This is a genomic window from Roseobacter sinensis (genome assembly GCF_025755255.1).
Classification (GTDB): domain Bacteria; phylum Pseudomonadota; class Alphaproteobacteria; order Rhodobacterales; family Rhodobacteraceae; genus Roseobacter; species Roseobacter sinensis.
This window is the reverse complement of the sequence record NZ_JALIEB010000001.1, coordinates 312,793-324,851: the sequence shown is the minus strand read 5'-3', so window position 1 is coordinate 324,851 and position 12,059 is coordinate 312,793. Positions and strand designations below refer to the sequence as shown.

The 12,059-nt window shown below is 63.4% G+C and carries 10 protein-coding genes; 7 read left to right on the top strand and 3 right to left on the bottom strand.

The window, feature by feature from the left end:
- Window positions 1-44: 44 nt before the first annotated feature.
- Window positions 45-2,333 (top strand): response regulator, encoded by a 2,289-nt coding sequence (locus MUB52_RS01610; protein ID WP_263842431.1) that lies wholly within the window; start codon window positions 45-47, stop codon window positions 2,331-2,333.
- Here the strand turns inward: MUB52_RS01610 and yaaA are convergent.
- The 3 genes from yaaA to MUB52_RS01595 all read right to left on the bottom strand — a co-directional run bounded on the left by yaaA (window position 2,318) and on the right by MUB52_RS01595 (window position 5,576).
- Window positions 2,318-3,097, bottom strand: a complete 780-nt coding sequence (gene yaaA / locus MUB52_RS01605) for a peroxide stress protein YaaA (RefSeq protein ID WP_263842430.1) — start codon at window positions 3,095-3,097, stop codon at window positions 2,318-2,320. The two genes, MUB52_RS01610 and yaaA, sit on opposite strands and share 16 nt — an antisense overlap.
- Window positions 3,098-3,136: 39 nt before the next feature.
- Window positions 3,137-5,176, bottom strand: a complete 2,040-nt coding sequence (recQ, locus tag MUB52_RS01600; protein ID WP_263842429.1) for a DNA helicase RecQ — start codon at window positions 5,174-5,176, stop codon at window positions 3,137-3,139.
- A gap of 112 nt (window positions 5,177-5,288) precedes the next feature.
- Complete coding sequence (locus tag MUB52_RS01595; RefSeq protein ID WP_263842428.1) at window positions 5,289-5,576, bottom strand: YggT family protein; 288 nt, start codon at window positions 5,574-5,576, stop codon at window positions 5,289-5,291.
- Window positions 5,577-5,730: 154 nt separating this feature from the next.
- On the opposite strand from MUB52_RS01595, the gene MUB52_RS01590 reads away from it, so the two are divergent.
- The 6 genes from MUB52_RS01590 to MUB52_RS01565 all read left to right on the top strand — a co-directional run bounded on the left by MUB52_RS01590 (window position 5,731) and on the right by MUB52_RS01565 (window position 11,949).
- A complete protein-coding gene (locus tag MUB52_RS01590) occupies window positions 5,731-7,062 on the top strand; it encodes an MFS transporter (RefSeq protein ID WP_263842427.1) in 1,332 nt (443 codons plus the stop codon).
- Window positions 7,059-7,988 carry a penicillin-insensitive murein endopeptidase gene (gene mepA / locus MUB52_RS01585; RefSeq protein WP_263842426.1) on the top strand — a complete coding sequence of 310 codons (930 nt, stop codon included), beginning with the start codon at window positions 7,059-7,061 and terminating at the stop codon, window positions 7,986-7,988. Before MUB52_RS01590 ends, mepA begins: the two co-directional genes overlap by 4 nt.
- Complete coding sequence (locus MUB52_RS01580) at window positions 7,967-8,884, top strand: esterase-like activity of phytase family protein (RefSeq protein WP_263842425.1); 918 nt, start codon at window positions 7,967-7,969, stop codon at window positions 8,882-8,884. The genes mepA and MUB52_RS01580 overlap by 22 nt, the downstream gene beginning before the upstream one ends.
- A 90-nt stretch (window positions 8,885-8,974) precedes the next feature.
- Window positions 8,975-9,595: a queuosine precursor transporter gene (locus MUB52_RS01575; RefSeq protein ID WP_263842424.1), complete on the top strand. Its 621-nt coding sequence runs from the start codon at window positions 8,975-8,977 to the stop codon at window positions 9,593-9,595.
- 336 nt (window positions 9,596-9,931) lie between these two features.
- The gene (gene arfB / locus MUB52_RS01570; protein ID WP_263842423.1) at window positions 9,932-10,354 is read left to right on the top strand and encodes an alternative ribosome rescue aminoacyl-tRNA hydrolase ArfB; all 423 of its coding nucleotides are present in this window, start codon (window positions 9,932-9,934) and stop codon (window positions 10,352-10,354) included.
- 275 nt (window positions 10,355-10,629) lie between these two features.
- Complete coding sequence (locus tag MUB52_RS01565; RefSeq protein WP_263842422.1) at window positions 10,630-11,949, top strand: ABC transporter substrate-binding protein; 1,320 nt, start codon at window positions 10,630-10,632, stop codon at window positions 11,947-11,949.
- Window positions 11,950-12,059: the final 110 nt, after the last annotated feature.

The following is a 12,059-nucleotide window of genomic DNA, read 5'->3' as shown; positions in this document are numbered from 1 at the left end:
GGCGCAATATGCGGCCCTAAGATCTTAGGAATCCCGGTGGTCGGATGAGTCTCGCCAATAGATTGGCCGAAGAACGCCGCGGCCGATTGGCTGCTGAACGCCTGCTTGAACTCAAGCAGGCGGAACTTTTTGCCGCCAACCGCAAACTGGGTGAGCACGCCAAGCAGCTGTCGCACGAAATCGTCGAGACCCGGGCCGAGGTGGCGACGGTGCGCGACGAGAATCAGCGCGTGAAGTCCGACCTGTCCGCCGCGCATGAAAAGATCGAGATCGTCGAACGGCGCCTCTGGCATTCGATCGAAACGATCAACGACGGCTTTGCCTTCTTCAGCCCTGATCTTGAGATGATCATGGCGAACAAGGCCTACCTCGCCGTCTTCGACGGTCTTGAGGAGATCAAACCCGGCGTGAATTACGTCACGATCCTTCAGGTGCTGACAGAAGAAGGCATCGTCGACATCGGGGATCAAAGCCCGGCGGCCTGGCGCCAGCGCATGATCGACCGCGTGCAGCAAGACGTGCCGGTGCCCGAGATCATCCGGCTTTGGAACGGCGAATACATCAAGGTGATCGACCGGCGCGGCCCCGATGGCGACATCATCTCGCTCGGGCTCAACATCACCGCCACCGTAAAGTATGAAAAGAAGCTGAAAGCGGCCCGCGAGAGTGCCGAGGCCGCGAACCGCGCCAAATCCGCCTTCCTCGCCAATATGAGCCATGAGATCCGCACGCCGATGAACGGAGTTGTCGGCATGGCCGAGGTGCTGATCGACACGCCGCTGAGCGAAGAGCAGCGGCTCTATGTCGATACGATCAAGAATTCCGGCGAAGCTCTTCTGGTGATCATCAACGACGTACTTGATTACTCCAAGATCGAGGCGGAGCGGCTGCAACTGCACCCCGAACCCTTCGATCTGGAGCAGTGCATCCTCGAGATCATGATGCTGCTGCAGTCCTCCGCCCACGACAAAGGGCTCGGTCTGACGTTGGACTACGATCTGTTCCTGCCCTCTACCTTCGTGGGCGATCCCGGCCGAATGCGGCAGATCCTAACCAACCTCATGGGCAACGCGGTGAAATTCACCTCTGAAGGCCATGTGCTTGTGAAGGTCCGTGGCACCAGAAACGAAGAGACGGGCGATGTGACCCTCGCCATAACGGTCGAGGATACCGGGATCGGCATCGCGGCTGACATGATTGAGCACGTGTTTGGCGAGTTCAATCAGGTGGAGAACGAACGCAATCGCCAGTTCGATGGGACCGGTCTGGGCCTGGCGATCTCCAAACATCTGGTCGCGATGATGGACGGCCGCATCTGGCTGACCTCGGAAGAGGGGGTCGGCTCCTGCTTCGGGTTCGAAGTCACCTTCCCGGCACCCGATGGGCTGCAGGCCGACTACCCTGCGCTGCCCGAGCATCTGCGCCACGTCATGGTGATCGACGATTTCGAACCCAACCTGCAGATCCTGACGCACCAGCTGGAGCAGCTCGGCCTCAAGGTGACCAGCTGCAAGGATGCGGCCTCGGCACTCGCAATGCTTGATCGCAGCGTCGACCTGATCCTGGTCGACCACATCATGCCCAAGGTGAACGGGCTCAATTTCGCCAAGACAGCCCGTGCGTCTGGTCACAAGATGCAAATGATCCTGCTCAGCTCGAATGTCGGCTACGCCAGCGCCGATGCTGCCAAGGACTGTGTCGACTCGATCTTCCAGCGCCCGTTTCCGCGAAGGGACATGCTGCAGTGGCTTGCCGACTGGACAAGTCAGCCCCCGGTGGAAACCAGCCCTGCAAACGAGGACGACGTGACAGACGTGCCCACCTTCTCGCACCGGCAGTCGACCCCCGTGGTTGTCGAAGAGGTTGAGCCGGCTGCCGCCCCGCCTGATGAGGCCGCACCGCCGATCGTCCTGCGCCGCATGCGGGTTCTGGCTGCGGAAGACAACAAGACCAACCAGCTTGTCTTGCGCAAGATGCTCAAGGAGGTCGATGTCGACTTGAAGTTCGCCAACAACGGGCTCGAAGCGGTGGACGCCTACACGGATTTCGAGCCGGATCTGATCTTCATGGATATTTCCATGCCGAAAATGGACGGCAAGGAGGCCACGAAGACCATCCGCGAGATCGAGAGCGAGACCGGCCGCCACGTGCCGATCATCGCCCTGACGGCCCATGCGATGGAAGGCGACAATGTGGACATCCTCGCCGTGGGCCTGGATCACTACATGTCGAAACCCGTGCGCAAAGCCGAGATGCTTGGCCATATCCGCGACTACTGCCCGAAAGACGCGCTGCCACCGGCAGACGAGTTGCCCGATCAGGCCGTGGGATAATCCCGCACAAAGACCGGCGCCCCGGGTGTTGAGCGCGCGGCGTCGAACGCATAGCCACCGGTGGTGAACCCTTCGATCGCTTCTGGATCGGTGATCCGGTTTTGCACAACGTAGCGGGCCATTGCCCCACGCGCGGTCTTGGCGAAAAAGCTGACCACGCGCGGCCCCTTGCCGTCATGCTTGTCTTCCAGGAAGGCTGGCGTGATCACGTTCAGGCTCAACGCCTTGGGCGCGACAGCGCCAAAGTACTCTTGGCTGGCGCAGTTGATCAGCACATCCGTACCGACCGCCTCGGCCTGCGCGTTCAACGCCTTTGACAGCCCATCGCGCCAGTACTCATAAAGGTTTGCGCCGCGCCGCGTCTTCAGGCGGCTGCCCATTTCCAGACGGTAAGGTTGAATTGCGTCGAGCGGCCGCAACAGGCCGTAGAGCCCCGAGAGGATGCGCAGGTGATCCTGCGCCCAGGCCAGATCTTCGGCGGTCAGGCTATCGGCCTGGAGCCCCTGATAGGTGTCGCCTGCAAAGGCCAGCGCCGCGGGCCGGGTGACCTGCTCTGCCGGCTCGGCCTCGAAGGCCGCAAACCGGTCGCGGTTCAGCCGCGCCAGATCATCAGAGAGGTCCATCAGCCCCTTCAGGTTGCCCAAGCTGAGGTTGCGCGCGGTCTTGACCAGCCGAACCGCGTCTTCCTGAAAGGCTGGCGCGGTTGTCTCAACATCCCGCTCCGCCCAATCCAGCCGCTTGGCTGGCGAAATCACCACCAACATACCCGCTTCCCCATCATCTGATCTCTCTTGACAGGCGACTTAGCCCGCCTCCCGCAGGACGTCCAGAAAGGCCGGACCGAAGCGTTCGGCCCGCCGGTCGCCCAGCAGCCGTTGCAGGGCCGTGGCATCCGCCTCGCGCATCTGCGCCACCTTCGCCAGCTGCGAGGCTGAGCAGCTCAGAGGCTTGTCGACCCCATCCGTCCCCCGCGCCAGATCGGCCTGCACCGCGAGCAGCCGGTCGTAGACCGAGCCCGCCGACCGCCCCGCGAGCTTGCGCCGCGAGGGGTGCATCTGCTGCGCCTCGCCGACGACCACCTCCAGAAAGGCGGCGCCGTACCGCTCCAGCTTCTTGGCCCCCACGCCGCTGATACGCGCCATGTCGTCCAGCGTCTGCGGACGGTCCTGCGCCATCTCAATCAGGGTGCGGTCGTTGAAAATCACATAGGCTGGCACCTTGGCGGCCTCGGCAAAGGCGCGCCGCTTGGCCTTCAGCGCGGAAAGGAGCGGCGCATCTTCCTCTGACACCATCGCCTTCACCGCCGGGCGCCGCGAGGCCGCCGCCGCACGGATCGTATCGCGGCGCAGTGCGATCTCCGCCTCGCCTCGCAGGATCGGCAGCGCCGCGTCGGTCAAGCGCAGCGCCCCGTGCCGTTCCGGATCGGGCCGCACCAGATCATGCCCCATCATCTGCCGAAAAATCGCCTGCCACGCCCGGCGATCGTACTCCTTGCCCACCGCGAAGGTCGGCAGCTGGTCATGACCGCGCTGGCGCACCTTATCCGTCTCATGTCCGAGCAGAATGTCGATCAGATGGCCTGCGCCAAACCACTCCTCGGTGCGCAGAATAGCCGAGAGCGCCTTGCGCACCGCGGTCGTGCCATCGAAAACCTCCGCCGGACGGTCACAGAGGTCACAGTTGCCGCAGCCGACCTCGCTCTCATCGAAATAGGCCAAGAGCGTCTTGCGGCGACACTCCAGCGCTTCCGCCAGCCCCAAGAGCGCATTGAGCCGCGCATGATCCGCCGCGCGACGTTCGGGCGGGGCGAGCCCCTCGTCGATCTGGGCCCGGCGCAGGCGAATGTCATCCGGACCAAAGAGCGTCAGCGTCTCGGCTGGCGCGCCGTCGCGCCCCGCGCGCCCGATCTCCTGATAATAGGCCTCGATGGATTTCGGCAGATCCGCATGGGCCACCCAGCGGATATCGGGCTTGTCGACCCCCATGCCAAAGGCCACGGTCGCCACCACGATCAGCCCGTCCTCGCGCTGAAATCGGGTCTCGGCAATGCGCCGGTCCTCCGCCTCCATACCGCCGTGATAATGCAGCGCCGCGTGCCCCGCCTCGCGCAGTGCTGCCGCCAAGCCTTCGGTCTTCGACCGCGTCCCGCAATAGACGATCCCGGACTGCCCCTTGCGCGCCGCTGCAAATTCGAGGATCTGCCGCCTCGGTCCGTCTTTCGCAGCAAAGGCCAGGTGAATATTTGGGCGGTCAAACCCGCGCAGAAAGGTCCGCGGCACCTCTCCATTGAACAACTTCTCGACGATCTCTGCACGTGTCTCCGCATCAGCGGTGGCTGTGAAGGCTGCGAGCGGCACGCGCAGATCGCGCCGCAGCGCACCAATGCGCAGATAGTCGGGCCGGAAATCATGACCCCACTGGCTCACGCAATGAGCCTCATCGACGGCTATCATCGCAACACCCACCCGCCGCAGAAACCCAGACCCCGCGGCGAGCCGCTCGGGCGCCATGTAAAGAAGCTTCAGCCGCCCCGCCGACAGCGCCTCGAAGACCGCGTCGGTCTCCTCGGACGTATTGCCAGAGGTCAGCGCGCCCGCTGCGACCCCCGCCTCCTGAAGTGCGCGCACCTGATCACGCATCAAGGCGATCAGTGGCGAGATCACCACCGTGACCCCCTCTCGCAACAGCGCAGGCAATTGAAAACAAAGTGACTTCCCGCCACCCGTCGGCATGATGGCCAGCACGTTCTCGCCCGCCGTGACCGCCTCGACGATCTCGCCCTGCCCGGGACGAAATCCGTCGAAACCAAAGACGTCCTTCAACACCGCGGCGGTGTCCGTCATCTCACAATTCCTGTTGCGACCTGCTCGTCTCTTGCAGAGTCACACACTAAGGAATCGTGAACAAGCCCCGATGCTTCACCCGTCGCAAAATACTCCCGCCGGAGGCGGAAAATCAGACAAAGAGGCCGTAGTTGTTGACGAGAACAATCCGCAGAATCGCGACGCCCAGAAGCACGGCCAAAGGTGCGAGATCGATCCCGCCCATGGGCGGCAGCACCCGGCGCACCGGCGCATAGATCGGCTCGAGAATGCGGTTCAGCCCGTACCAGATTTGAGCAACCAGCTGCTGGCGCGTGTTCAGCACCTGAAAGTTGATCAGCCAGCTCATGATCACATGCGCGATGATGAAGAACCACAGCACGTTCAGCAGCAGCATGATGATTTCGAACAGCGATTGCATCGGCAGACCTCTTCTTGCGTGCGCCTCAATTAAGCAAGTGGCACCCGTTTCGCAAGTCCGCGCGCCAGTCTTGGTTGACCGGGCCCAAAGCGGCTCTTGCCTGATGCGGGCCCGCCTGCTCTACCTCGGGCAGCGGCAACAGGCAGGCGGGACCATGAGCAGCGCACGCAAACGCATCTGGGGGTGGTACGCCTTCGACTGGGCCAGCCAACCCTACAACACGCTGCTCATCACTTTCATCTTCGCGCCTTACGTGGGTGAGCTCATGCAGGACGGCGCGCGCGCGCAGGCCGCCTGGGGCTTCGGGATCGGTGCGGCCGGCATCACCATCGCCATCCTCGCGCCCGTGCTCGGCGCCATCGCCGACACGTCGGGCAACCGAATGCGGTTCATCTGGCTCTTCTCCGCGCTCTACATCCTCGGCAGCGCGGGGCTCTGGGCCGCAAGCCCGGACAGCTTCAACCTGCCGCTCACCCTCTTCCTCTTCGCCCTCGGCCTCATCGGCATGGAGTTCGCGACAATCTTCGTGAACGCCATGCTGCCCGATCTCGGCCCGCGTGAAGAGATCGGGCGGATCTCCGGCACCGGCTGGGCCATCGGATACGTAGGCGGGCTGGTCACGCTGGTGATCATGCTGTTCTTTTTCGCCGAAAGCGCCACCACCGGCAAAACCTTCATCGGCCTCGACCCAGCTTTGGGACTGGACGCTGAGGCCCGCGAGGGCACCCGCTTCGTCGGCCCGCTCACCGCGCTCTGGTACGCGCTTTTCATGATCCCCTTCTTCCTCTGGGTGCGTGAGCCGAAGCCGGTAAAAGCCGCGAATGGAGCGGTACGGGCAGCTCTCGAGGGGTTGCGCCGGACCGTGATGCGCCTGCCGGACACGCCCTCGCTCTTTTCCTACCTCGGTGCCTCGATGTTCTACCGCGACGCGCTCAACGGCATGTACGCCTTCGGCGGCATCTATGCGCAAGGCGTGCTCGGCTGGACGGTGGTCGACGTGGGCGTCTTCGGCATCATCGCCATCATCACCGGCGCACTCTTTGCCTGGCTCGGAGGCAAGGCCGACGTGCGCTTCGGTCCCGGCGCGGTGATCAAGGTGTCCATCGGCGTGCTCACTGCCGTTGCCATCACAATCGTCTTCGTCTCGCGCGACAGTCTCTTCTGGATTGCCCTGCCCGAAGGCAGCCGCGCCCCCGACATCGCGTTCTACATCCTCGGCGCCCTCATCGGCGCCGCAGGCGGGACGCTGCAATCGGCCAGCCGGTCGATGATGGTGCGCCAGGGTGATCCGGCGCGTATGACCGAAGCCTTCGGGCTTTACGCCCTTTCCGGCAAGGCCACGAGTTTTCTGGCGCCCTTGCTGATCGGAATTGTGACAGCGGCAAGCGGGTCTCAGCAAATCGGTGTCACCCCGATTATCGGGCTGTTCATTCTCGGGTTGATCCTGTTAGCGTGGGTCAAGCCGAATGGAGATTTCAGCAGATGACCCTCCGCGCTATCGCAGTTCTCGCCGTCCTGAGCCTCGCGCTCGCCGCCTGTTCCGACGGCACACCGCAATCGGAGGCCCAGTCCTCCGCGATCCTGCCCACCATCGGCACCTCGGGCCATAGCAAGAGCACCACGCCCGCAAAGCAGGTCTTCGGCGCCGAACAGGTGGCCTCGAGGGGTGCTCCGGCTCCCTTCGGCAGCTACTCCAAGGGCTGCATGGCGGGTGGCGCGCAATTGGCCGAGACCGGCCCGACGTGGCAGGCCATGCGCCTGTCACGCAACCGCAACTGGGCGCATCCTGCAACGGTGGACTACGTGATGGACCTCAGCCGCGAGGCCGCGCAACAACCCGGCTGGAATGGGCTCTACGTGGGCGATCTCAGCCAGCCGCGCGGCGGGCCGATGCTCACCGGCCATGCCAGCCATCAGATTGGCCTCGACGCGGACATCTGGCTGCGGCCGGCGGACAACCTCAGCCTGTCCGTCGCCGAGCGGGAAAGCATCTCGTCGATTTCTCTGCGCCGTGACCGCGGCGCCTTTGTGAACGACAACTGGACGCGCCAGCACCATGAAATCCTGAAGGCGGCTGCCTCGGACCCACGCGTGGCGCGCATCTTCATCTTCCCGGGCGCCAAGGTGCAGATGTGCAAGGATGCGCGTGGCGACCGCTCCTGGCTACGCAAGATCCGGCCGTGGTATGGACACCACTATCACTTCCATGTGCGCCTGGCCTGCCCCGCAGGCACGGAGGGTTGTGTCAACCAGGCCCCGCCGCCGCCCGGTGATGGCTGCGCCGACGCGCAGGCCTGGGTGGAGACGATCCTCAATCCACCACCGCCAGACCCGAATGCGCCGCCACCAAGACCGCGACGGCAGCTTCTGCTCGCCGATCTGCCCCAGCAATGCGCTACCGTCTTGCAGTAGCCGGTCTTGGCCTGCTGGCCACCGCGCTGCTCTTCTACCTCTTCCCGATGCCGGCGCCGCTCGCCATGCCGCCCGCCGACCAGCCTGCTCAGCATGTCTCGACCTATCGCTGGCAGCACGATGCGGCGTGGTTCGGCGGTTTTTCCGGTTTTGAGGTCACACCCGACGGCGAGGGGTTCTTTGCGGTCACCGATCGGGCCCATCTGGTGCGCGGTAGGCTGCATCGCACCGGGGGCAAGATCACCGGCGCGACGCTGGAGGCGCAGCAGCGCCTTGTCGACAAGAACGGGAAGGTCGAACGCTACCCGCATGATGACGCCGAAGGCTTGGCACTCGATGCGGACGGACGGCTCTTCGTCTCCTTCGAAGGCGCGCAGCGCATCTTGCGCTATGACACCTGGGAGAGCCATGCCACATGGCCGTCCTACACCCGCGCCTGGCGGGCGCTTGGCTCCAACATCGGGCTTGAAGCCGTGGCGGTGGATGCGGCGGGAACACTCTTTACCGTGCCCGAAGGCGTGCTGCGCGGCGCCTATGAAGCGTTGGTCTACCGCCGCCATCCGCAGGGGAAATGGCAACAGCCCTTCACCCTGCCGCTTGATGGCGCATACCGTCCGGTAGGCGCGGATTTCGGTCCCGACGGTCGGCTCTACCTGCTGGAACGAGAGTTCCACTGGCTGGGGTTTCGCAACCGCGTGCGCGCCATGACGGTCACCGACACCGCGCTGCGGGACATCGAGACCTTGCTGGAAACCCCGCAAAGGCGGCATGGCAACCTTGAGGGCCTCTCGGTGTGGGCTGACGACAGCGGCCAGATCCACCTGACGATGGTCTCCGATGACAACTTCCTGCCGGTTCTGCGAACCGAGATCATCGAATACGTGCTGACGGATTGACTTGCGCGCCGCCGCGCAACCGCCTAAAGACCGCGCGTCGGCCGGTTGGTCCGACCAAGTGCCGCACCCTTGCCAAAACGGATTGATCACATGACACGCGCTCACCTTCCCGGCATTCTTGCCATGGCCACCATTGTTGTGGCCTCGAACATTCTCGTTCAGTTTCTCTTCGGCCAATGGCTGACCTGGGGGGCCTTCACTTATCCGCTGGCCTTTCTGGTCACGGATGTGATGAACCGCGTCTACGGCGCCGGTCCGGCGCGGCGCGTGGTCTTTGTTGGCTTCTTGGTCGGCGTTGCCTGCTCGCTCATCGGCACGCAGATCATGGGTGAATTCGGCCCGCTGGTGACACTGCGCATCGCGATCGGCTCGGGCCTTGCCTTTCTGACGGCACAGCTTCTCGATGTGGCGATCTTTTCCGCGCTGCGCGACGGGCGGTGGTGGCGTGCCCCACTGGCCTCGACGTTGATCGGCAGCACGGTGGACACGGCGCTATTCTTCACCATCGCCTTCTCGGCCAGCCTGACCTTCCTCGAGCCCGCCAATGACGTGAGTTGGGCCGGCGAGGTGCTGCCGATCCTTGGCCTCGGGCCGGCTGCCCCGCTGTGGGTATCGCTCGCGGTGGCGGACTGGATGGTGAAGCTCTCTTTGGCGCTGATTGCGCTGATCCCGTTCCGCGTGATCACCGCACGGCTCGCACCTGCTGCCTAGGAGCGTGCTTATTTTTGCAACAATGAAGGATGGACGTGCCAGAGACAGGCCGGCGGGGCTGCGCCGTTAACGAAAAAACGCTTGGCGATTTCCAAAACCTGTGCGACGATTCTTGCAATGTCAACAGATAGGTAAAGGAGGTGATCCAGTGTCGAGAACGGTATTGGAGCGAGGTGTCGGAACAGCTTTGGAGGTCGCCTGCTGAGGCAGCCCTTGACGGGCAGAACTCCTGAGTGGACATCGGTCTAACCGATCCCCCTCCTGAAACCATTCGATTGGGCCGCACCACGTCGTGCGGCCCTTTTTCGTGGGCGGATTTCGTGGCAGAAGGCAAGGATGCTGCGGATCAACGATCAGATCGAAATCCAGGACTGGGAGCTGACCGAGAACTTCATACGGTCTTCGGGTCCCGGTGGGCAGAATGTGAACAAGGTTGCGACGGCAGTGGAGCTGCGCTTCGAAGCGGCGCGCTCGCCCTCGCTGCCCGGGCCGGTGAAGACGCGGCTGAAACGGCTCGCCGGGCGCCGCTGGACCGGCGAAGGCGCGCTGGTGATCCAATGCGACGAGACCCGCAGCCAAGCCCGGAACCGCGACATCGCACGCGACCGGCTCGTCGCGTTGATCCGAAAGGCGTTGGTCGCCCCGAAACGGCGCATCGCCACCAGGCCGACTCTGGGGTCGAAAAAACGTCGTCTGAAGGCAAAGAAAGTCCGCGGAGAGGTGAAGGCGCTGCGCGGTCCGGTGCGCGACGCCGACTGATTTCAGCGAGCGATTCCAAGAGTGTGTTCTGCACCGGCCAGCCCTTCGGAAGCAGTCTGTGATTTTGCTAGACCGCGCGTGTTCTTGGGTTCGGATCTGCATCCCGACACACGCGTCGTCAAAGTTAATATCCACATTTATCAGAGACTTGAGTTCTTTTTGAGGTACGCCCCTCAGAAATGTATCGACATGAGGTACGTTCCTCATTTAGCGTGAAGAGGTCCGGAACCGACTCGGCGGGGACCGAGCGGACAGGACCGTTAGGGAGGTACCACATGACATATTCGAAACTGACGGCCGTCAGTGCACTCAGCCTTGCAGTGGCAGGCTTTGGCGCATCTGCGCAGGCCGAAGACCTCACACTCTGCTGGGCGGCCTGGGATCCGGCCAACGCGCTCGTGGAACTCAGCAAGGAGTTCGAGGAACAATCCGGCCACACGATGAACTTCGAGTTCATCCCCTGGCCCAACTTCGCCGACCGGATGCTGAACGAGCTCAACTCGGGCGGCAATCTTTGCGATCTGCTGATCGGTGACAGCCAGTGGATCGGCGGCGGCGCCGAGAACGGCCACTACGTGAAGCTGAATGACTTCTTCGACGCCGAAGGCATCTCGATGGACGACTTCGCCGATGCAACCGTCTATGCCTATTCCACCTGGCCCAAGGGCACGCCGAACTACTACGCGCTGCCCGCCATGGGCGACGCTAACGGCTGGTTCTACCGCAAGGACTGGTTCGAGCGGGAAGACATCCGCGCCGCCTTCCAGGAAGCCACCGGCCGTGAGTTGGGCGAGCCCCAGACGCAGAAAGAGCTGCTTGAGATCGCGCAGTTCTTCCAGGAGCGCGAGATCGACGGCCAGACCGTCTATGGCGCCGCCATCTTCACCGAGCGCGGCTCGGAAGGCATTACCATGGGTGTGACCGGCGCGCTTTACCCTTGGGGTTTCAAATATGAGAACACTCCGGGTTCCTACGACATGGAAGGGGCTGTGAATTCGCCCGAGGCCGTCGAGGCGCTGGAATTCTACAAGGAATTCTACGAGACCGCGACACCGCCGGGTTACACCAACTCCTACATGGGCGAGAGCCTTGATGCCTTCAAATCCGGGCAGGTGGCGATGGCGATGAACTGGTTTGCCTTCTTCCCGGGCCTCTACGCGGATCCCAATACCGGCGGCGACAAGATCGACTTCTTCGTGAACCCGCCGCAGAACCAGGCGGGCTCCACGCTCGGCGGTCAGGGGATTTCAGTTGTCGCCTACTCCGACAAGCAGGACGCGGCGCTTGAATACATCAAATGGTTCGCGCAGCCCGACGTCCAGCAGAAGTGGTGGGATCTGGGCGGCTATTCCGCGCATAAGGCGGTGCTCGAAAGCCCCGATTTCGTCGACAGCGCGCCCTTTGCCGGGGACTTTCTTGAGGCCATGAACGATGTGCAGGACTTCTGGCAGGAGCCGGCCTATGCCGAACTGCTGCTGGCCATGCAGAAGCGCATCCATGACTATGTGGTGGCCGATCAGGGCACCGCGAAGGAAGCGCTCGACAAGCTGATCGAGGATTGGACCGAGACCTTCGAAGATGAAGGCAAGCTGTGATTGCCGCATGCGCAATCGCACCCCGGACTTGATCCGGGGTCTCCTGAACCCGGGAGCGGCGGGTCTGCCCCGCCCTTCCGATCCCCCGGCAAGGGCGGCCTGAAAGCCCG

Excerpts from the sequence above, each read along its gene's own strand:
- MUB52_RS01610 (WP_263842431.1), top strand. The coding sequence starts at position 45 with ATGAGTCTCGCCAATAGATTGGCCGAAGAACGCCGCGGCCGATTGGCT.
- yaaA (WP_263842430.1), bottom strand. The coding sequence starts at position 3,097 with ATGTTGGTGGTGATTTCGCCAGCCAAGCGGCTGGATTGGGCGGAGCGG.
- recQ (WP_263842429.1), bottom strand. The coding sequence starts at position 5,176 with ATGACGGACACCGCCGCGGTGTTGAAGGACGTCTTTGGTTTCGACGGA.
- MUB52_RS01595 (WP_263842428.1), bottom strand. The coding sequence starts at position 5,576 with ATGCAATCGCTGTTCGAAATCATCATGCTGCTGCTGAACGTGCTGTGG.
- MUB52_RS01590 (WP_263842427.1), top strand. The coding sequence starts at position 5,731 with ATGAGCAGCGCACGCAAACGCATCTGGGGGTGGTACGCCTTCGACTGG.
- mepA (WP_263842426.1), top strand. The coding sequence starts at position 7,059 with ATGACCCTCCGCGCTATCGCAGTTCTCGCCGTCCTGAGCCTCGCGCTC.
- MUB52_RS01580 (WP_263842425.1), top strand. The coding sequence starts at position 7,967 with ATGCGCTACCGTCTTGCAGTAGCCGGTCTTGGCCTGCTGGCCACCGCG.
- MUB52_RS01575 (WP_263842424.1), top strand. The coding sequence starts at position 8,975 with ATGACACGCGCTCACCTTCCCGGCATTCTTGCCATGGCCACCATTGTT.
- arfB (WP_263842423.1), top strand. The coding sequence starts at position 9,932 with ATGCTGCGGATCAACGATCAGATCGAAATCCAGGACTGGGAGCTGACC.
- MUB52_RS01565 (WP_263842422.1), top strand. The coding sequence starts at position 10,630 with ATGACATATTCGAAACTGACGGCCGTCAGTGCACTCAGCCTTGCAGTG.